Here is a 20,550-nt window from a genome sequence, read left to right as displayed (position 1 = left end):
CACTGTACTTGACGTCGGTTCAACAACGGGACCAGACTGAATTCCGCTATTGAACCCACGTACAACAGATTCAACCCGTCCCAGGCACAAGGGAGATGGCTGATGGCTCGGACGACGGAGGACGCGCCGCCCAGGGGGTTCCGCAGCGCGGAGCTGGGCTGGCCGGAGCTGCACCGCATCCCGCACCCGCCGCGCCGTGTCCCGCTGGCCGGCGACGTGCTGGGCGTGAGTCCGCGCTCCCCGGTCCAGGACTCCATGCGCTTCGGACACCTGCTCGGGCCGATCTTCCGGCGCAAGATCTTCGGCAAGGAGATCGTCTTCGTCTGGGGCGCGGACCTCGCCGCCGACCTGGCGGACGAGGCACGGTTCGCCAAGCACGTGGGCCTGGGCGTCGCGAACCTGCGCCCGGTGGCCGGGGACGGTCTGTTCACCGCCTACAACCACGAGCCCAACTGGCAGCTGGCGCACGACGTCCTCGCCCCCGGCTTCAGCCGCGACGCCATGGAGGGCTACCACCCGATGATGCTGGCCGTCACCGAGCGGCTGACGGACCACTGGGACCGGGAACAGACGGCGGGGCGCGCGGTGGACGTGCCCGGCGACATGACGAAGCTGACCCTGGAGACGATCGCCCGGACCGGCTTCGGTCACGACTTCGGCTCCTTCGAACGCTCCCGGCCGCACCCCTTCGTGAACGCCATGGTGGGCACGCTGACGTACGCGCAGCGGCTCAACAGCATCCCCGGCCCCCTGGCCCCCCTGCTGCTGCGCGGCGCCGCACGCCGCAACGAGGCGGACATCGCCCATCTCAACCGCACGGTGGACGCGGTCGTCGCGGCCCGTCGCCCCGGCGGCGGTGACGGCGACCTGCTCGACCGGATGCTGGACACCGCCCACCCCGAGACCGGTGAACGGCTGGCGCCGGAGAACATCCGCCGGCAGGTCATCACGTTCCTGGTCGCGGGACACGAGACCACGTCGGGCGCGCTGTCCTTCGCCCTGCACTACCTCGCGCTGCACCCGCAGGTCGCGGCGCGCGCCCGTGCCGAGGTCGACCGCGTCTGGGGCGCCACGGACCGGCCCGGCTACGACCAGGTGGCCAAGCTGCGCTACGTCCGCCGCGTCCTGGACGAGGCACTGCGCCTGTGGCCGACGGCGCCCGCCTTCGCGCGCGAGGCCCGGCGCGACACCGTGCTCGGTGACGTCCATCCGATGCGGCAGGGCGCCTGGACGCTGGTCCTGACGGCGATGCTGCACCGCGACCCGGACGTGTGGGGGCCCGACGCCGAGCAGTTCGACCCCGACCGCTTCGACGCGAAGGCGGTACGGGCCCGGCCCGCGCACACCTTCAAGCCGTTCGGCACCGGGGCGCGGGCCTGCATCGGCCGCCAGTTCGCCCTGCACGAGGCGACGCTGGTCCTCGGGCTGCTGCTGCGCCGCTACGAGCTGCTGCCCGACCCCGGGTACCGGCTGCGGGTCGCGGAGCGGCTGACGCTGATGCCGCAGGGGCTGCGGCTGCGGCTGGAGCGGCGTGCTCCGGTCCGGCGGGAGGCCTCAGCCGCGGGCGGTCCAGTGGCCCGGGCGGGTGACTGACTCCGGAAGTCCGGTGTCCGCGCTGCCGCGGGCCGCGTTCAGCTGCGGCTGGGTCAGGAAGAACGCGCCGGTCAGGTCGGCGTCCGTGAGGTCGGTGTCCCGCAGATCGGCGCCGATCAGGTCCGCGCCGCGCAGATCGGCGCCGGTCAGGTCGGCGGCGATGAGGTAGGCGCCGCGCAGATCGGCGCCCCGCAGGTCCGCGCCCTTGAGGCGGGCGCCCATCAGGTCGGCGCCGCGGCGGTCCTTCTTCCGGCCCCGGCCCACGCCGGCGCGGGCGAGCTCGCTGACCCGCAGCAGGAGCACGTTGACCTCACGGCGGTGGGCTCCCACGTCCAGGTCGGCCAGCTCCTGCGGGCTCAGCCGGGTGAGCCGCTCCGTCTCGTCGAGCGCGCGGCGCGCGTCCGCGTGGACCGGCCGCGCGGCGGGGAGCGTCAGGGACTCGCTCAGGTACCACAGGAGTTCGTGGAGCTGCCGGACGACCGGGAACACGTCGAACATCTGCCGGGCGTGCGCCGCGGAGCCCGAGCGCCAGTCCCGGCCTCCGAACGTGACCTGGGAGACCTTCTGCCCCGCGCCGAAGCAGTCGTACACCGTGCAGCCGGTGAAGCCCTCCTGGCGCAGCCGCGTGTGGATGCCGCAGCGGAAGTCCGTCTTCAGGTTCGGGCAGGGTGCGCCCGCGTCCTTGTCCAGGGCGAAGTCCGCGGAGCGGGAGAACGGCAGGGCGACGCAGCACAGACCGAAGCACTCACCGCAGTCGGCCTTGAGCAGTTCCAGCCGCCGCCCGGGGGCCGCTCCCCTGTCTTCTCGCATGCACCCAGCGTACTGAGCCGATCGGACCGCCCTGAACTGGGGCGACGCCCTCGTCCGGACCACTCGTCCGCCCGGCCGCGGCGTGCCGTCACGGGGCCGCACGCGCCACCGCCCGTCCTCCGCGCACCGTGGCGGGTGCCGAGCGCGCCCCGGTCCGGCCGGAAGGCGTTCCCTGTCTCTGGAGATCTGGCGGCGCAGACGGTATCGAGACGGCCATGGACGACACCTCCCTCCCCGGCCTGCCCGCCCCTCCGCCGCTCGGTGCGAGCGCGCTGCCACCGGGCACGTACGACGGCTCCCTGGTCCTGGTCACCGGAGGCGGCACGGGCCTGGGCAAGGCGATCGCCGCCGAGTTCGGGCGGCTGGGCGCCGACCTGCTGGTCGTCAGTCGCGGCGAGGAACATCTGCGGTCCGCGCGCGAGGAGCTGACGGCGCTGGGCGCGCGGGTGACGACCGCCGTGTGCGACATCCGGGACGCGGGGCGCGTCGCCGAGGTGTTCGACCTGTGCGGGCTGCCCGACGTGCTGGTCAACAACGCGGCGGCCAACTTCCCCGTGCCCGCCGAGGACATGTCGCCCAACGCGTGGCGGGCGGTCGTCGACATCACTCTGACCGGCACGTTCCTCGTGACGCGTGAGTTCGGCCGCCGTCATCTCGCCGCGGGCACTCCGGGCTCGGTCGTCGACGTGGGTGCGTCGTACGCCTGGACGGGCGGCCCCGGCTTCGCGCACAGCGCGGCGGCCAAGGCCGGCGTGAGCGCCCTGGTCCGGACGCTGGCCGTGGAGTGGGGGCCGTACGGGATCCAGGTCAACGGCCTGGTGCCGGGGCTCATGCCGCACACGGACATGACCGGGGACATCCGCGGGCCGCTGGACCGGGCCGGCGCGCACGACGCGCGCCAGCCGGCGCTCCGGGTCGGCGCGCCGAGGGAGCTCGGCTGGGCGGCGACCTTCCTGGCGTCCCCCTACGCCCGGTTCATCACGGGCCACACCCTGGTGGTGGACGGCGCGAACTGGCAGCGCCGGGAGCTCGTCAGCCCACCCGTCGTACCGCTGCGGGACCAGCTGGGGCGGGGGCCCTTCACCGGTTGAGTCCGCGGGCCCGGGCGGTCACTTCCCCTCGAAGCGGACCGTGCGACGCGCGCCCTTCGCCGCGTACCCTTCGCGGGCGTCCTCGGAGGTGAGCGTGAGCGCGGCCGAGACGGCGGCGCGGTCGAGGGCCGCGGCGAGCCCGGCGTCGGTGTACGCGTCGATGTCGTGCTTCACACCCTGCACGGCGAGCGGCGCGTTCGCCGCGATCTCCGCGGCGAGGCCGCGGGCGGTCGTCTCCGTCTCGTCGGGCGTGGTGACGAGTTGGACGAGGCGGAGGCGTTCGGCCGTGGCCGCGTCGATCCGCCGTCCCGTCAGCGCGAGGAGTTTCGCCCACCCCGCTCCCGCCTCGCGTGCGATCCGCAGATCTCCGCCGGCGTCGACCGCGACCCCCAGCCGGGTCTCGGGCAGGGCGAACACCGCGTCGCCGGCGGCGACACGGACGTCCGCCATGAGGGCGAGTTCGAAGCCGAACCCGAGGCAGTGGCCGCGGACCGCCGCGACGACCGGCTGCGGCAGGCGGGCGAAGGCCGCGAACCGTTCGTGCGCCCAGCGGATGCCCTCGTAGTAGTTGCGGAACCGCTCGGCGCCGGTGCGGCCGGTGATCGCCCCGCCCGGCGCCGTGACGTCGATGCCCGCGCAGAAGGCCCGCCCCTCGGCCCGCAGCAGGACCACCCGGATCGACTCGTCGAAGCGGATCCGGTCGGCGAACAGGCCCAGCTGGCGGGTGGACTCCCAGCTCCACGCGTTCAGCTTGGCCGGGCGGCAGAGGGTGAGGACGCCGATACCGTCGTCCTCGACGTCGAGGCGCAGCCGCTCCTCGCCCTCCGGGATGTCCGTGCGCGTGGTCTCGATCACCGTGCCCCCTCGGAACGCCGACGACTTCTGACAGTCCGTCAGAATTCTAGGGGGATCCGGGAATCTCAGACCTCGTCGCGCGCGAGCGCCAGCAGCCGGTCAAGGACGCGCGGCCCGCCCGCCCGCACACCGTCGTGCTCGAACTCGTCCGTCACCCAGGTCCGCACGCCCCGGATGTCGCGCGCCGTGCGCAGGGAGTGCTCGGCGTCGACGTACATGTCGTCGTGGTAGACGGCCGCGGCGACCGGCACCTCGTTCGCGGCGAGGCGGGCCGGGTCGTACAGCGCCGGCCAGTCGGTGCGGGCGGCCAGCTCCTCGGCGGTCTCGCGCAGCGGCCGCAGGGCCGGGTCGGTGTCGAACGTCCAGGGGTGCACGGACTCCCCGGTGAAGAGCACCGGGCCGTCGTCCGTGAGGGCCTTGGCCGCGTCGAACTGCGGGAACTCGGCGCGCACCCGCTCGGCGGACCAGGCGGTGGGCCGGTCACCCTGGGCGTAACAGGCCTCGTGGACGAGCGCGTACAGGGGATGTCCGGCGTACGACAGCAGACTCTGCACGTCCTCCTGGAAGGCGTCGGAGAGCGCCGGGCCCTGCGGGGTGCGGACGAAGGCCTCCTCCAGCAGGTAGTGCAGGCGGTGGCTGCCCTCGCTGCCGCCGAGCAGGATGCCGAGCGACTGGAAGGCCTCGACGGTCAGGCGGTAGCCGCCGTTCAGGACCGGTTCGTGCTGGAGCAGGTACTCCGCGATCCGGCGCGCTCGCTCGACGTCCTGCGGGTAGCGCGCGTAGTGCGCGGCGACCTTGCGCTCGATGCGCGGGTACGCCGCCCGGTACACGTCGTCCGCGTGCGCGTCCAGGGACGGCAGGCCGCCGGTGATGACGGCGGTGCTCAGACCCTCCGGGGCGGCGGACAGGTAGTGGACCGTGCAGAAGCCGCCGAAGCTCTGGCCGAGGACGGTCCACGGGGCGCCGCCGGTGAGGCGGGGCCGGATGGCCTCGCAGTCGCGGACGATGGAGTCGGCGCGGAAGTGCGCGAGGTAGCCGGCCTGCTCGCGGGGGCCGCCGCGCAGCGGGAGGGTCTGCCGGTTGGCGGGCGTGGAGTGTCCGGTGCCGCGCTGGTCCAGCAGCAGCACCCGGAACTCCTTCAGCGCGCGGCCGAGCCAGGCCTGCTTGCCGATGAAGCGGTTGGCGCCGAAGCCGGGACCGCCCTGGAGGTAGACCAGCCAGGGGAGGTCCTGGTGCGCCTTGTCGCTCGCGACGACCTCGCGGGCGAAGAGCTCGATGCTCTCCCCCGCCGGGTCGTCGTGGTCGAGGGGCACGGCGAAGCGGTGGTCGGTGAGGACCACACCGGGCTGACGGTAGCTGACGGTCAACAGGGCTCCCGAGACGTACGGATTCCAGGCCGTGTCCCAGTTGAGCACATGTTCCTGAGGCGGTGGGCCCCGGGATCAAGAAAATCTACTGAACAGCCGCTCAGCCCGCAGCGCCGCGGGTGCCGCCCGTCGACGCCCCGGCAACTGAACGGCCGCTCAGCGCGCGGAGAGGCTGGAGCGGCGCACGACCAGTTCCGGCTGGAGCACCACCCGGCGGTGCTCGTGCGGAGCGGTCTCCGTCTCGATCTCCTCCAGGAGCAGCTCGGCGGCGAGCGCGCCCATGGTCACGGCGGGCTGACGCACCGAGGTCAGCGGTACGGCCGCCGCGGCGGCGAACTCGATGTCGTCGTAGCCCACGATGGCGAGGTCGTCGGGCACGTCGACGCCCGCCGCGTACATGGCCTGGAGGACGCCGAGGGCGAGCAGGTCGTTGGCGCAGAAGACGGCGGTGGGCCGCTCGGCGAGGCCGAGGAGCCGGGCGCCGGCGTCGCGGCCCGCGGACACGTCGAGTCGCTCGGTGGGCAGCTCGCGCAGGCAGTCGGGCCCCAGTCCCGCCTCCGCCAGGGCGTTCAGGGCGCCCGTGCGGCGGTCCCGCACCTGGTTGAGTCCGGGCGGGCCGCTCACGTACGCGATGGACCGGTGGCCGGCGTCCACGAGGTGCCGTACCGCCAGGGCGCCGCCCGCGACGTCGTCCACCGAGACGGAGCACTCGGTGGTGCCGTCGGCGACCCGGTCGACGAGTACGAACGGGATGCCGTTGCGGCGGAACGCGTCGATGTTGCGCCCGCTCGCGTCGGTCGGCGTCAGCAGCACTCCGCGCACCCGCTGCTCGGCGAAGAGCGACAGGTAGTCGGCCTCCTCGCCGGCGCTCTGCGCGCTGTTGCAGACCATCACGCCGAGCCCCGCCTCGCGGGCGGCGCGCTCCGCGCCGCGCGCGACGTCGACGAAGAACGGGTTGCCCATGTCCAGGACGAGCAGGCCCATGATCCGGCTGCGTCCGGCCCGCAGCTGACGGGCGGACTCGCTGCGCACATAGCCGAGCCGGTCTATGGCGGACAGCACCCGCGCCCGGGTCTCCGAGGCGACCGTGTCGGGGCGGTTGATCACGTTCGAGACCGTGCCGACGGAGACTCCGGCGGCACGGGCGACGTCCTTGATACCCACCGACTGGGCCATCAGGCGGAAACCTCCAGGGAAACGAGAAGCGGCGGGCAGGCCCTCACATTACCCGCGCACGGGCCGGAACCAGTGGTCATGCGGACAGCCCGACGCAGAGCGGTGCCGCGCCCCCACAGGGGGTGGCGACGCGGTGACGAGGGCGTGGTCCCGCCGGACCTCTCCCGGAGGACCGGGAGGAGGGCCGCGACCCGCGGGACCTTCGTGCCGTCGACGACGGACTCGGCGTGGGTGTCGGACCCTCCGCCGCCGTACGGCGGTGTGCGGTCGGTGCGCCCGAAGGACCGCGGGCCGACCGCGCGGGCCGTCGTGGGCCGAGTGCGTCGTCTCATGCGCGGAGTCCTGCTCAGGCGAGGTGGAAGACTTCGGTGAGCGGTTTCATGGCCTCGTCGGGTCGGGCGCCGTCCAGCGATTCGAAGAACGGCGCCATCTCCGCCTGCCAGCGGGCGTTGACGTCGGTGGCCTCCATGCCCGCCTGGGCCGCGGCGAAGTCCTCGGTCTCCAGGTAGCCGACGAGCAGGCCGTCCTCGCGCAGGAAGAGCGAGTAGTTGTGCCAGCCGGTGGCCGAGAGCGCCTCGCACATCTCGGGCCACACGGCGGCGTGCCGCTCGCGGTACTCGTCGAGGCGGTCCGCCCTGACCTTCAGCAGGAAGCACACGCGTTGCATCAACACCCCTTGGGGAATCAGAAGTCGAACTGGTCGATGTTCTTGGCGTCGAACACGGTCGGCTTGCCCAGGTTGATCACGCCGTCCTTGCCGATGGTGAAGGTGCCCATGTCGCCGGCCTTGAAGGTCTCGCCCTCCTTGCCGGTGATCTGCCCGGAGGACAGGGCCACCGCCGTACGGGCGGCGAGCTCACCGAGCTTCGCCGGGTCCCACAGCTCGAAGGCGTCGACGGTGCCGTTCTTGACGTACTTGCGCATGTCGTTCGGGGTGCCGAGGCCGGTCAGCTTGACCTTGCCCTTGTACTTCGAGCCGGACAGGTACTGTGCCGCGGCCTTGATGCCGACCGTGGTCGGGGAGATGATCCCCTTGAGGTTCGGGTGCTCCTGGAGAAGGCCCTGGGTCTGCTGGAAGGACTGCTGGGCGTCGTCGTTGCCGTAGGCGACCTTGACCAGCTTGATGTCCTTGTACTTGGGGTCCTTCAGCTCGTCCTTCATGAAGTCGATCCAGGTGTTCTGGTTCGTCGCGGTCTGCGCGGCGGACAGGATCGCGATCTCGCCCTTGTAGTCGATCTGCTCGGCGAGCAGCTGCACCTCGGTGCGGCCCAGGTCCTCGGCGCTGGCCTGCGAGACGAAGGCGTTGCGGCAGTCGGTCTTGGTGTCCGAGTCGTAGGTGACGACCTTGATCTTGTTCGTCATCGCCTGCTTGAGCGCCGTGCACAGGGCGCCCGGGTCCTGCGCGGACACGGCCATCGCGTCGACCTGCTGCTGGGTCAGCGTGTTGACGTAGCTGACCTGGCTGCTGGTGTCGGTGGCGCTGCTGGGGCCGACCTCCTTGTAGCTGGAGCCGAGTTCCTTGAGCGCCTTCTCGCCGCCCTTGTCCGCGGAGGTGAAGTACGGGTTGTTGACCTGCTTGGGCAGGAAGCCGACGGTCAGGCCCTTCTTGGTGGCCGCGTTCGGGTCGGCCTTGCCCGCGGTGGCGGCCGAGCCGCCGGAGTCCTTGACGTCGTTCTTGGTGGTGCCACCGCAGGCGGTGACGGCCAGGGCGAGCGAGGTGACGGCGGCGAGGGCCGCGCAGCTGCGACGGATCGACGACTTGCGCATGGCGGGTCCTTTTCGGGAGGGAGAGGGTGCGCCCCCGACGGGGCGCGGGACTGTCTGTGTGTGCGGCTCCGCCGCGTCGGCGCGACCGGCCGGGGACGGCCGTCGGAGGGCCGGCCCGGCGGGTGCGCCGGGAACGTTCGGGCACTCCGTGAGCGGGTGGAACGGGGCGGGGCGGTTAGGTCTGCGTCGTGGCCGCCCTGCGGCCCGCCCGTGCCACGGAGATCTGCCGTGCGACCCGGGGGCCGAGCACGGAGACGACGAGCAGGACGCCGGTGACGACGATCTGCGACTGCGCGGAGACGTTCAGGAGGCTCATCACGTTCTGCAGGGCGCCGAGGAGGAAGACGCCGGCGATCGCGCCGCCGAGCGTGCCCTTGCCGCCGTCGAAGTCGATGCCGCCGAGCAGGACGGCCGCGACGACGGAGAGTTCGAGTCCGGTGGCGTTGTCGTACCGGGCACTGGCGTAGTGCAGGGCCCAGAAGACACCGGTGAGCGAGGCCATGAAGCCGGTCGCCACGAACAGGATCAGCTTCTGCCGCTTGACGCGGACGCCGGCGAACCGCGCGGCCTCCTCGTTGGCGCCGACCGCGAACGCGGAGCGCCCGAACGGGGTGGCGTGCAGGACGACCACGGCGACGGCCAGCAGCACCAGGAAGGGCAGGAACGCCTGCGGGAGGAACGTGTCGCCGATGCGTCCGGCCGCGAAGTCGAGGTACTGCGTGGGGAAGTCGGTGACGGCGTCCGAGCCGAGCACGATCTGTGCGACGCCCCGGTAGGCGGCGAGCGTACCGATCGTGACGGCGAGGGAGGGCAGTCCGAGCCGGGTCACCAGCAGACCGTTGACCAGGCCGCACACCACGCCCAGGAGCAGGCACAGCGGGATGATCGTCTCGATGGACATGCCCTGGTTCCACAGGGCTCCCATGACCGCGCCGGACAGGCCGGCCGTGGAGGCGACCGACAGGTCGATCTCCCCCGCCACCACGAGCAGGGTCATCGGCAGGGCGATCAACGCGATGGGCAGCGTGTTGCCGATCAGGAACGACAGGTTGAGGGCGTTGCCGAAACCGTCGACGAAGCCGAAGGAGAACAGCAGCAGGACGATGAGGAGGGCGCCGACGACCGTGTCCCAGCGGACGGCGCGCGCGAGGGGCGAGTCAGCCATGGCGGGCGTTCCTCTTCTTCAGTGCGGAGGCCACGCGCAGCGCGACGACCCGGTCGACCGCGATGGCGAGGATGAGCAGGATGCCGTTGATGGCGAGCACCCAGACGGAGCTGACGCCGAGGGCGGGCAGCACGCTGTTGATCGAGGTGAGCAGCAAGGCGCCGAGGGCGGCGCCGTAGACGCTGCCGGAACCGCCGGTGAAGACGACCCCGCCGACCACGACCGCGCTGACGACGGTGAGTTCGTAGCCGTTCCCGGTACCGGAGTCGACGTTGCCGAAGCGGGCGAGGTACAGGGCCCCCGCGAGTCCGGCGAGGCCCCCGCACACCACGTACGCGGTCAGGATGCGCTTGCGGACGGGGATGCCGGCGAGGCGGGCGGCCTCCGGGTTGGAGCCCAGCGCGTACAGCTCGCGTCCGCTGCCGAAGTGCTTGAGGTAGTACGCGGTGACCAGCAGCACCGCCACCGCGATCAGCGCGAGGTAGGGGACGGCCGAGATGCCGCCGGAGCCGAAGTCGACGAAGGAGCCCGGCAGGTCGGCCGCGGTGATCTGCCGGGAGCCGACCCAGATGGAGTCGATGCCGCGGATGATGTAGAGCGTGCCGAGGGTGACGACGAGCGCGGGCACCTGGCCGAGGCTGACGAGCGTTCCGTTGACCAGTCCGCAGGCGATGCCGAGCAGGACCGAGAGGAACACGGCGACTACGGGGTTCCCGCCGCCCTGGAGATAGGTGCCGGCCGCGAAGGCGCTGATGCCGAGCGTCGAGCCGACCGACAGGTCGACGTTGCGGGTGATGACGACGAGCGACTGTCCGGTGGCGACCAGGACGAGGATCGTCGCGTTCAGGAGCAGGTCCTTGATGCCCTGCTCGGACAGGAAGTGGCTGTTGCCCGCCTGGGTGATGGCGATCATCACCAGGAAGACGACCAGGATGGCCAGTTCGCGCATCTTGAAGACGCGGTCGACCAGCCGGGTGCCGCTCGACCTGGGCACCTCGGCGGCGGGGGCGGGGTTGGGAGCGGTCACCGTCATGCGGCCCTCCCGGTGGCTGCGGCCATCACGGTTTCCTCGGTGGCTTCGGAGCGTGGGATCTCGGCGGTGAGCCGGCCCTCGTGCATCACCAGCACGCGGTCCGCCATGCCGAGGATCTCGGGCAGATCGGAGGAGATCATCAGGACGGCCACCCCGTCGGCGGCCAACTCGCTGAGCAGGCGGTGCACTTCGGCCTTGGTGCCGACGTCGATGCCACGCGTCGGCTCGTCGACGATCAGCACCTTGGGGCCGGTGGCGAGCCACTTGGCGAGGACGACCTTCTGCTGGTTGCCGCCGGAGAGCGTGGAGACGGTGTCCGCGATCCTGGCGTACTTCACCTGGAGCTTGACGGCCCAGTCGAGGGAACGGCTGCGCTCGGCACCGCGGTCCATCAGGCCGGCCCGCACCGTGCTGCGCAGGCCGGTCAGTCCGATGTTCCGCTCGATGGACATGTCCATCACCAGGCCCTGGGCACGCCGGTCCTCGGGGACGAGGGCCAGTCCGGCGGCCATGGCCGTCGAGGGTGCGCCGTTGGTCAGCGTCCTGCCGTCGACCTCGACCTCGCCCCCGTCCCAGCGGTCGACGCCGAACACGGCCCGCGCCACCTCCGTGCGGCCCGCGCCGACGAGGCCGGCGAGACCGACGATCTCGCCGCGCCGCACCTCGAAGGAGACGTCGGTGAAGACGCCCTCGCGGGTCAGCCGGCGCACGCTCAGGGCGACCTCGCCGGCCCGGACGTCCTGCTTCGGGTACAGCTCGTCGAGGTCGCGGCCGACCATCCGGCGCACCAGGTCGTCCTCGGTCATGCCGTCCAGCGGCTCGCTCGCGATCCAGGCGCCGTCACGCAGGGTGGTGACGCGCTCGCAGATCTGGAAGATCTCCTCCAGGCGGTGCGAGATGAACAGCACCGCCGAGCCCTGGTCGCGCAGGGTGCGCACGACGCCGAAGAGGCGGGCCACCTCGCTGCCGGTGAGGGCGGCGGTCGGCTCGTCCATGATCAGGACACGGGCGTCGAAGGAGAGGGCCTTGGCGATCTCGACGATCTGCTGGTCGGCGATGGACAGGCCGCGGGCGGGGCGGTCGGGGTCGAGTTCGACTCCGAGGCGCTTCATCAGGGCCAGGGTCGCCGCGTGGGTCGCCTTGTGGTCGATGCGGCCGAGCGCGCGCCGGGGCTGGCGGCCCATGAAGATGTTCTCGGCGATCGACAGGTCGGGAAAGAGCGTGGGCTCCTGGTAGATCACCGCGATGCCCGCGTCGCGGGCGTCGGCGGGTCCGTGGAAGACGGTGGACTCGCCGTCCAGCAGCACCTGGCCGGCGTCCGGTCGGTGCACGCCGGCGAGCGTCTTGATGAGGGTCGACTTGCCCGCGCCGTTCTCTCCGGCGAGCGCGTGCACCTCGCCGGGAAACAGTTCCAGGGACACGTCCCGCAGGGCGCGCACGGCGCCGAAGGACTTCGAGATGTCCTTGAGCGCCAGCACGGGGGCCGGACCCGTATCGGACGGGTGGGTCATGAGGGGCTCCTCGACGACGCCGGCGGGACGGCCCCACAGCGTCGTGAAAGGTTTCAATTGGGTTGCCGGGACGTTAGGCATGTCACCCAGGTCACGTCAATGGGTTCGTGTCGAAATTTTTCGATGGTCAAAGGTCACAACCGAGTCACGGAGAACGGTCTGCGCCACAGGGGTTGACAGCCCCTCGGACGGCTCATAGCTTCACCTTCTGAATCGTTTCAGACAGTCGTTGCAGGTAGCCGTCCCATCAGCCCCTCCGGAAGCACCGCAGGACGCTCTTCGCACAGCCCGTCCCACGAGCCCGTCCGGACCCGTCCGGGGCCCGCCCGAAGAGATCCGCCCCAGCAGTCCTTTTCAGATCCGAAGTCGTAGGAGTCCCGAAGTGACCGAGCTCGCCGCGGTGAAGGCCGCGCTCAAGACCCAGGCCGTCGAGACGCCGTCGTGGGCGTACGGGAACTCGGGGACCCGGTTCAAGGTGTTCGCGCAACCCGGGGTCCCCCGCACCCCGCAGGAGAAGCTGGACGACGCCGCCAAGGTGCACGAGTTCACCGGCGCGGCCCCGACGGTCGCGCTGCACATCCCCTGGGACAAGGTCGACGACTACGAGGCCCTGGCCAAGCACGCGCAGGAGCGCGGCCTGAAGCTGGGCGCGATCAATTCCAACACCTTCCAGGACGACGACTACCGGCTCGGCTCGGTCTGCCACCCGGACGCGTCGGTGCGCCGCAAGGCCCTCGACCACCTTCTCGAGTGCGTGGACATCATGGACGCGACGGGTTCGAAGGACCTGAAGCTCTGGTTCGCGGACGGCACGAACTATCCCGGCCAGGACGACATCCGTGAGCGCCAGGACCGGCTCGCCGAGAGCCTCGCCCAGGTCTACGAGCGGCTCGGCGACGACCAGCGCATGCTCCTGGAGTACAAGTTCTTCGAGCCGGCCTTCTACGCGACGGATGTCCCGGACTGGGGCACGGCCTACGCGCACTGCCTCAAGCTCGGCCCCAAGGCACAGGTCGTCGTCGACACCGGACACCACGCCCCGGGCACCAACATCGAGTTCATCGTCGCCACGCTGCTGCGCGAGGGGAAGCTCGGAGCCTTCGACTTCAACTCCCGCTTCTACGCCGACGACGACCTGATGGTGGGCGCCGCCGACCCCTTCCAGCTCTTCCGGATCATGTACGAGGTGATCCGCGGCGGCGGCTTCACCCCGGACGTCGCCTTCATGCTCGACCAGTGCCACAACATCGAGGCGAAGATCCCCGCGATCATCCGCTCGGTAATGAACGTCCAGGAGGCCACGGCGAAGGCCCTCCTCGTCGACCGTGACGCCCTGGCCGCCGCGCAGCGCGAGGGCGACGTGCTCGCCGCCAACGCGGTGCTCATGGACGCCTACAACACCGACGTACGGCCGCTCCTCGCCGAGGTGCGCTCGGAGCTCGGACTCGACCCCGACCCGGTCGCCGCCTACCGCCGGTCCGGCTGGGCGGAGCGGATCGCCGCCGAGCGGGTCGGCGGGCAGCAGGCGGGCTGGGGGGCGTAGCCCCCGGCGCCGTCCCCCTTCGCCGTCCCGCCGCGCGCGGCCCGCGGGCCGCGTCGGGCCGGTCGCGCGGTCACCCGCCCCCTGAAGGGCGCCCTCCCCCGGGTGCGCACCCGGGCACGTCTTCTCACTTCCGAAGGATCAGGAACATGGCATCCCATCCCGAAGCCGCCGCTCTGCTGGCCCGGTCGCACCGGCTCGGCTCGGATCCCCGCAACACCAACTACGCGGGCGGCAACGCCTCCGCCAAGGGCACCGACACCGACCCCGTGACCGGCGGCGACGTCGAGCTGATGTGGGTCAAGGGCTCCGGCGGCGACCTGGGCACCCTGACCGAGGCCGGTCTCGCGGTGCTGCGCCTGGACCGGCTGCGCGCGCTCACCGACGTCTACCCGGGCGTCGAGCGCGAGGACGAGATGGTCGCCGCGTTCGACTACTGCCTGCACGGCAAGGGCGGCGCCGCCCCGTCCATCGACACCGCGATGCACGGCCTGGTGGACGCGCCGCACGTCGACCACCTGCACCCCGACTCCGGTATCGCGCTCGCCTGCGCGGCCGACGGCGAGAAGCTGACCGCCGAGTGCTTCGGCGACAGTGTCGTGTGGGTGCCCTGGCGGCGCCCCGGCTTCCAGCTCGGCCTGGACATCGCGGCGGTCAAGGAGGCCAACCCGCAGGCGATCGGCTGCGTCCTCGGGGGCCACGGCATCACCGCCTGGGGCGCCACCGCCGAGGAGTGCGAGCGCAACTCGCTGCACATCATCCGCACCGCGGAGACGTTCCTCACCGAGCGCGGCGCGGCGGAGCCCTTCGGCCCGGTCGTCGAGGGCTACGAGGCCCTCGACGAGGCCGGCCGTCGGGACCGGGCCGCGGCGCTGGCGCCGTACGTCCGGGCGATCGCCTCCGAGGACCGCCCGCAGGTCGGCCACTTCACCGACGCGGACGTCGTCCTCGACTTCCTCGCCCGCGCCGAGCACCCGCGGCTCGCCGCGCTCGGCACCTCCTGCCCGGACCACTTCCTGCGCACGAAGGTCCGGCCGCTCGTCCTCGACCTGCCGCCGACCGCGCCCCTCGACGAGGCGGTCGCCCGGCTGAAGGAGCTGCACGCCGGGTACCGCGAGGAGTACGCGGCCTACTACGAGCGGCACGCGCTGCCCGACTCCCCCGCGATGCGCGGCGCGGACCCGGCGATCGTGCTGGTCCCCGGGGTCGGCATGTTCTCCTTCGGCAAGGACAAGCAGACGGCCCGTGTGGCGGGCGAGTTCTACGTCAACGCGATCAACGTGATGCGGGGCGCCGAGGCCGTCTCCACGTACGCGCCGATCGAGGAGGCGGAGAAGTTCCGCATCGAGTACTGGGCCCTGGAGGAGGCCAAGCTCCAGCGGATGCCGAAGCCCAAGCCGCTCGCCACGCGCGTGGCGCTGGTGACGGGCGCCGGCAGCGGCATCGGCAGGGCGATCGCGCACCGGCTGGTGGCCGAGGGCGCGTGCGTGGTCGTCGCCGACCTGAACGCCCAGAACGCCGCCACCGTGGCCGAGGAGCTCGGCGGCCCCGACAAGGCCGTCGCCGTCACCGTCGACGTGACGTCCGAGGAGCAGATCACCGAGGCCTTCAAGGCGGCGGTGCTGGCCTTCGGCGGCGTCGACCTGGTCGTCAACAACGCGGGCATCTCCATCTCCAGGCCACTGCTGGAGACCACCGCGAAGGACTGGGACCTCCAGCACGACATCATGGCCCGCGGCTCGTTCCTCGTCTCGCGCGAGGCGGCGCGGGTGATGACCCGGCAGGGCCTCGGCGGCGACATCGTCTACATCGCCTCGAAGAACGCGGTCTTCGCCGGACCCAACAACATCGCCTACTCGGCGACCAAGGCCGACCAGGCGCACCAGGTGCGGCTGCTGGCCGCCGAGCTGGGCGAGCACGGCATCCGGGTCAACGGCGTCAATCCCGACGGGGTGGTCCGCGGGTCGGGGATCTTCGCGGGCGGCTGGGGCGCGCAGCGCGCGGCGACCTACGGCATCGAGGAGGAGAAGCTCGGCGAGTTCTACGCCCAGCGGACCATCCTCAAGCGGGAGGTGCTGCCCGAGCATGTCGCGAACGCGGTGTTCGCGCTGACCGGCGGGGAGCTGACGCACACCACGGGTCTGCACGTCCCGGTCGACGCGGGCGTCGCCGCCGCGTTCCTGCGGTGACGGCTGTGCACCACACGTACGCCGCGGTCGACCTCGGCGCGTCCAGCGGACGCGTCATGGTCGGCCGCGTGGGGCCCGACTCGCTGGACCTCGCCGAGGCGCACCGCTTCCCGAACCGGCCGGTCCGCCTCCCCGAGGGGCTGCGCTGGGACATCCTCGGCCTGTACGCGGGCGTCCTGGACGGGCTGCGCGCCGCCGGCCAGGTCGACTCGGTCGGCATCGACAGCTGGGCCGTCGACTACGGCCTGCTGGACGCGGACGGAGCACTCCTCGGCAACCCGGTGCACTACCGGGACTCCCGCACCGAGGGGGTCGCGGAGAAGGTGTGGGCGACCGTGTCCGCCGCGGAGCTGTACGCGGCGACCGGACTCCAGTACGCGCCCTTCAACACGCTCTACCAGTTGACGGCGGCCCGCTCGTCGGCTCAGTTCGCCCGCGCCGAGCGCCTGTTGCTCGTCCCGGACCTGCTGACGTACTGGCTCACGGGCGAGGCCGGGACCGAGCTCACCAACGCGTCGACCACCCAGCTCATCGACCCGAGGACCCGCGACTGGGCGTACGGGCCGGCCGAACGGCTCGGCATCGACCTCGGGCTGTTCGCGCCGCTGCGCCGCCCCGGCGACCCGGCGGGCCTGCTGCTGCCGCGGGTGCTGGAGGAGACCGGGCTGACCGGCCCGGTCCCGGTGACCACCGTCGCCTCGCACGACACCGCCTCGGCGGTGGCCGCGGTCCCCGCGGCCGGTGAGCGCTTCGCCTACATCTGCACCGGCACCTGGTCCCTGGCGGGCCTGGAGCTGGACGGGCCCGTCCTCACCGAGGCGAGCCGCGCGGCCAACTTCACGAACGAGCTGGGACTGGACGGCACGGTCCGCTATCTGCGGAACATCATGGGGCTGTGGCTGCTCCAGGAGTGCCTGCGCGAGTGGGGCGACCCCGCCCTGGACGGTCTCCTCTCGGCCGCCGCCGAGGTCACACCCCTGCGGTCGGTCGTGGACGCGGGCGACGCGGCGTTCCTCGCGCCGGGCCGGATGCCGCAGCGGATCGCCGACGCCTGCCGGGAGTCGGGCCAGCCGGTGCCCGCGTCCCCCGCGGAGATCACGCGCTGCATCCTCGACTCCCTCGCGCTCGCCCATCGCCGCGCGGTCGCCGAGGCGCAGGCCCTCGCCGACCATCCGGTCGACGTCGTGCACATCGTGGGCGGCGGCGCCCGCAACGATCTGCTGTGCCGGCTGACCGCCGACGCCTGCGGGCTGCCCGTCGTCGCGGGCCCCGCGGAAGCGGCGGCACTCGGCAACGTCCTGGTCCAGGCGCGGGCGCACGGCCAGGTGGGCGACCGCGCGCAGATGCGCCGGCTGCTCGCCCGGACCCAGCCCTTGCGGCGGTACGAACCACGCGGCGACACCGCGGCATGGCGTGCCGCCGAGGAACGGCTCGCCACACGCTGACCCTTGCCGCCCGCACACGGCGGGTGCGCGGCGTCTCCCGCTCCGCACACCCGCCGCGTAGGCTGCACTCATCCGATGATCGACAACAAGGAGCTGCGATGCGTGTCGCTCTGTTCCTGACCTGTGTCAACGACACGCTGTATCCGGACACAGGCCGCGCCGTGGTGAAACTGCTGACCAGACTGGGTGTCGACGTCGACTTCCCGATGGAGCAGACGTGTTGCGGACAGGCGCACTACAACACCGGATATCGCCATGAGGCAGAACCGCTCGCCCGGCATTTCTCCGATGTATTCGGGGAGTACGAGGCGATCGTGACCCCGTCCGGCTCCTGCGGGGCGATGGTGCGGGAGCTGTATCCGCGGATGGGTGAGCGGGCGCGCGCCGAAGGCCGCGGCGACACCCTCGCGACCACGCTGGCGCCCGTCGTGCCGAAGACGTACGAACTGACGGAGTTCCTGGTCGACGTGCTCGGCGTGACCGACGTCGGCGCCTACTACCCGCACTCGGTGACCTACCATCCGACCTGCCACGGGCTGCGGAGCCTGGGTCTGGGCGACCGGCCGCGCCGCCTCCTGCAGGCCGTCAGGGGACTGGAGTTGCGCGAGCTGCCCGGCGCCGACGAGTGCTGCGGCTTCGGCGGCACGTTCGCCGTCAAGAACTCCGACGTCTCGGCCGCGATGGGCGCCGACAAGGTGCGCAACGCCGCGTCGACGGGTGCCGAGATGCTGTGCGCGGCCGACAACTCCTGCCTGATGCACATCGGCGGCACGATGACCCGCCTCGACACGGGCATGCGTCCGGTGCACATCGCGGAGATCCTGGCGAGCACGGAAGAGGAGCCCTGGGCATGAGCGGGACGTTCGTCGGCATGCCGGCGTTTCCGAAGGCCGCGCACGAGGCCGTGCACGACGCCACGCTGCGCGGCAACCTGCGGCACGCCACGCACACCATCCGTTCCAAGCGTGCCAAGGCGGTCGCGGAGGTGTCCGACTGGTCGGCGCTGCGCGAGGCGGGCAAGCGGATCAAGGACCACACGCTCCGTCATCTCGACCGCTACCTGGTGCAGTTGGAGGAGTCGGTCACGGCGGCCGGCGGCACCGTGCACTGGGCCGCCGACGCCGACGAGGCCAACCGCATCGTGGCCGGCCTGGTCCGGGCGACCGGCGAGTCGGAGGTCGTGAAGGTCAAGTCGATGGCCACGCAGGAGATCGGCCTCAACGAAGCCCTGGAGGCGGAGGGCGTCCGCGCCTACGAGACCGACCTCGCCGAGCTCATCGTGCAACTGGGCAAGGACCGGCCCTCGCACATCCTGGTCCCGGCGATCCACCGCAACCGCGGCGAGATCCGCGACATCTTCGCCCGCGAGATGAGCGAGTGGGGCCGCCCCGCTCCCGAAGGCCTGACCGACACGCCCGCCGAGCTCGCCGAGGCGGCGCGGCTGCATCTGCGCGAGAAGTTCCTGCGGGCCAAGGTCGGCGTCTCCGGTGCCAACTTCATGGTGGCCGAGACCGGCACCCTCGTCGTCGTCGAGTCCGAGGGCAACGGCCGGATGTGCCTGACCCTGCCGGAGACCCTGATCTCGGTCGTCGGCATCGAGAAGATCGTGCCGACCTGGCAGGACCTGGAGGTGTTCCTCCAGACGCTGCCCCGCTCCTCCACGGCCGAGCGCATGAACCCGTACACCTCGACCTGGACGGGCACCACCGACGAGGACGGGCCCCGGGCCTTCCACCTGGTGCTCCTCGACAACGGCCGCAGCGACACGCTGGCCGACGAGGTCGGCCGTCAGGCGCTGCGCTGCATCCGCTGCTCGGCGTGCCTGAACGTCTGCCCGGTGTACGAGCGGGCCGGCGGCCACGCCTACGGTTCCGTCTATCCGGGCCCGATCGGCGCGATCCTCAGCCCGCAACTGCGTGGCACCGCCTCGGAGATCGACGCGTCCCTGCCGTACGCCTCCTCGCTGTGCGGCGCCTGCTACGAGGTCTGTCCGGTCGCCATCGACATTCCGGAGGTGCTCGTGCATCTGCGGGAGCGGGTCGCCCAGGGCGGCCCGGCGACCCGTGAGGGCAACAAGGTCGTCCTCAAGCCGGCCAAGGGGCACGCCGCCGAGCGGGCGGCGATGCGGGCGGCGCGCTGGGCGTTCAGCCACCCCGGCGCGCTGCGCACCGGCCAGCGGCTCGCCGGGCGGACGCGCCGCTTCCATCCGCGGACGCTGCCGGGACCCGGCAGGGCGTGGAGCGCGAGCCGCGATCTGCCGCCGGTGCCCGCGGAGCCGTTTCGCGACTGGTGGCAGCGCACCCGGGGCGGAAAGGACGCGAAGTGAACAGCAGGGATGTGATTCTCGGCCGGGTACGGCGCGCGCTCGCGGACACGGGCCACGACGACACGCCGTACGACCAGGCCGTGGAGCGGAGTTATCTGCGCGAGCACGGGGAGCGGAGTGTCGCGGAGACGGTCGAGCTGCTCGCCGAGAACCTGGCCGACTACCGGGCGCTGGTGCACCGTTGCGACGCGGACGGACTGCCCGGTGTGATCGCCGGGCTGCTCGCGGAGCACGGCTCGGCCTCCGTGGTGGTCCCGCCGGGACTGGACGAGGCGTGGCTGGCGGACACGGACGTCACGCGCGTGGCGGACCGTGCCGAGACCACCCCGCACGAGCTCGACCGGGTGGACAGCGTGGTCACCGCGTGCGCGGTGGCGATCGCCGAGACCGGCACCCTCGTGCTCGACGGCGGCCCCGATCAGGGCCGTCGCCGGATCACGCTGGTACCGGACCACCACATCTGCGTCGTGCGCGTCCCGGACCAGGTGGTCTCCTCGGTGCCGCAGGGGCTCGCGCGGCTCGCTCCGGAGCGCCCTCTGACCTGGATCTCCGGCCCCTCGGCGACCAGCGACATCGAACTCGACCGGGTCGAGGGGGTGCACGGTCCGCGCACCCTGGAGGTGATCCTGGTGGGCGCGGTCTGAGCCGACCGGGGGCGGGTCCGCGCGGTTGAACCGTGCGG

Annotated in this window: 17 protein-coding genes; 8 read left to right on the top strand and 9 right to left on the bottom strand. The window is 72.1% G+C overall.

Features of this window, described 5'->3' with window-relative positions; translation table 11 throughout:
• The first annotated feature begins 102 nt into the window (after positions 1-102).
• Positions 103-1,593: a cytochrome P450 gene (locus tag ABEB03_RS34655; RefSeq protein WP_345656830.1), complete on the top strand. Its 1,491-nt coding sequence runs from the start codon at positions 103-105 to the stop codon at positions 1,591-1,593.
• Here the strand turns inward: ABEB03_RS34655 and ABEB03_RS34650 are convergent.
• Entirely contained in the window at positions 1,555-2,403 is an 849-nt protein-coding gene (locus ABEB03_RS34650) for a pentapeptide repeat-containing protein (RefSeq protein WP_345656829.1), read from the bottom strand. The genes ABEB03_RS34655 and ABEB03_RS34650 overlap by 39 nt on opposite strands.
• A 215-nt stretch (positions 2,404-2,618) precedes the next feature.
• Here ABEB03_RS34650 and ABEB03_RS34645 point away from each other — a divergent pair, with 215 nt between their 5' ends.
• On the top strand, positions 2,619-3,494 hold the full coding sequence (locus tag ABEB03_RS34645; protein WP_345656828.1) for an SDR family oxidoreductase: 876 nt from the start codon (positions 2,619-2,621) through the stop codon (positions 3,492-3,494).
• Positions 3,495-3,512: 18 nt separating this feature from the next.
• Here ABEB03_RS34645 and ABEB03_RS34640 read toward each other — a convergent pair whose 3' ends face one another.
• From ABEB03_RS34640 to ABEB03_RS34605, 8 genes are all read right to left on the bottom strand, one after another.
• Positions 3,513-4,349 carry an enoyl-CoA hydratase/isomerase family protein gene (locus ABEB03_RS34640; protein ID WP_345656827.1) on the bottom strand — a complete coding sequence of 279 codons (837 nt, stop codon included), beginning with the start codon at positions 4,347-4,349 and terminating at the stop codon, positions 3,513-3,515.
• Between the two features lie 65 nt (positions 4,350-4,414).
• Complete coding sequence (locus ABEB03_RS34635) at positions 4,415-5,716, bottom strand: alpha/beta fold hydrolase (protein WP_345656854.1); 1,302 nt, start codon at positions 5,714-5,716, stop codon at positions 4,415-4,417.
• Positions 5,717-5,872: 156 nt separating this feature from the next.
• Positions 5,873-6,892, bottom strand: a complete 1,020-nt coding sequence (locus ABEB03_RS34630) for a LacI family DNA-binding transcriptional regulator (protein ID WP_345656826.1) — start codon at positions 6,890-6,892, stop codon at positions 5,873-5,875.
• Positions 6,893-7,238: 346 nt separating this feature from the next.
• Complete coding sequence (locus tag ABEB03_RS34625; protein ID WP_345656825.1) at positions 7,239-7,559, bottom strand: L-rhamnose mutarotase; 321 nt, start codon at positions 7,557-7,559, stop codon at positions 7,239-7,241.
• Between the two features lie 17 nt (positions 7,560-7,576).
• On the bottom strand, positions 7,577-8,659 hold the full coding sequence (rhaS, locus tag ABEB03_RS34620; RefSeq protein WP_345656824.1) for a rhamnose ABC transporter substrate-binding protein: 1,083 nt from the start codon (positions 8,657-8,659) through the stop codon (positions 7,577-7,579).
• A 175-nt stretch (positions 8,660-8,834) separates the two neighbouring features.
• The gene (locus tag ABEB03_RS34615) at positions 8,835-9,824 is read right to left on the bottom strand and encodes an ABC transporter permease (protein ID WP_028798687.1); all 990 of its coding nucleotides are present in this window, start codon (positions 9,822-9,824) and stop codon (positions 8,835-8,837) included.
• Positions 9,817-10,857, bottom strand: coding sequence for an ABC transporter permease (locus ABEB03_RS34610; RefSeq protein ID WP_345656823.1), 1,041 nt, complete (start codon positions 10,855-10,857; stop codon positions 9,817-9,819). Before ABEB03_RS34610 ends, ABEB03_RS34615 begins: the two co-directional genes overlap by 8 nt.
• Positions 10,854-12,368, bottom strand: coding sequence for a sugar ABC transporter ATP-binding protein (locus tag ABEB03_RS34605; RefSeq protein WP_345656822.1), 1,515 nt, complete (start codon positions 12,366-12,368; stop codon positions 10,854-10,856). Before ABEB03_RS34605 ends, ABEB03_RS34610 begins: the two co-directional genes overlap by 4 nt.
• 382 nt (positions 12,369-12,750) lie before the next feature.
• Between ABEB03_RS34605 and rhaI the strand changes: the two genes are divergently transcribed.
• The 6 genes from rhaI to ABEB03_RS34575 all read left to right on the top strand — a co-directional run bounded on the left by rhaI (position 12,751) and on the right by ABEB03_RS34575 (position 20,512).
• Positions 12,751-13,911, top strand: coding sequence for an L-rhamnose isomerase (rhaI, locus tag ABEB03_RS34600; protein WP_345656821.1), 1,161 nt, complete (start codon positions 12,751-12,753; stop codon positions 13,909-13,911).
• A gap of 146 nt (positions 13,912-14,057) precedes the next feature.
• Positions 14,058-16,097, top strand: coding sequence for a bifunctional aldolase/short-chain dehydrogenase (locus ABEB03_RS34595; RefSeq protein WP_345656820.1), 2,040 nt, complete (start codon positions 14,058-14,060; stop codon positions 16,095-16,097).
• A 56-nt stretch (positions 16,098-16,153) separates the two neighbouring features.
• Positions 16,154-17,542: a rhamnulokinase gene (locus ABEB03_RS34590; RefSeq protein ID WP_345656853.1), complete on the top strand. Its 1,389-nt coding sequence runs from the start codon at positions 16,154-16,156 to the stop codon at positions 17,540-17,542.
• Positions 17,543-17,640: 98 nt separating this feature from the next.
• On the top strand, positions 17,641-18,396 hold the full coding sequence (locus tag ABEB03_RS34585) for a (Fe-S)-binding protein (RefSeq protein WP_345656819.1): 756 nt from the start codon (positions 17,641-17,643) through the stop codon (positions 18,394-18,396).
• A complete protein-coding gene (locus tag ABEB03_RS34580; RefSeq protein ID WP_345656818.1) occupies positions 18,393-19,868 on the top strand; it encodes a LutB/LldF family L-lactate oxidation iron-sulfur protein in 1,476 nt (491 codons plus the stop codon). Before ABEB03_RS34585 ends, ABEB03_RS34580 begins: the two co-directional genes overlap by 4 nt.
• Complete coding sequence (locus tag ABEB03_RS34575; RefSeq protein WP_345656817.1) at positions 19,865-20,512, top strand: LutC/YkgG family protein; 648 nt, start codon at positions 19,865-19,867, stop codon at positions 20,510-20,512. Before ABEB03_RS34580 ends, ABEB03_RS34575 begins: the two co-directional genes overlap by 4 nt.
• The last annotated feature ends 38 nt before the right edge of the window (positions 20,513-20,550 follow it).

The sequence above is a fragment of the Streptomyces siamensis genome, assembly GCF_039543605.1.
Classification (GTDB): domain Bacteria; phylum Actinomycetota; class Actinomycetes; order Streptomycetales; family Streptomycetaceae; genus Streptomyces; species Streptomyces siamensis.
The sequence above is the reverse complement of the archived record's forward strand: the minus strand, read 5'-3'. Positions and strand labels throughout refer to the sequence as shown.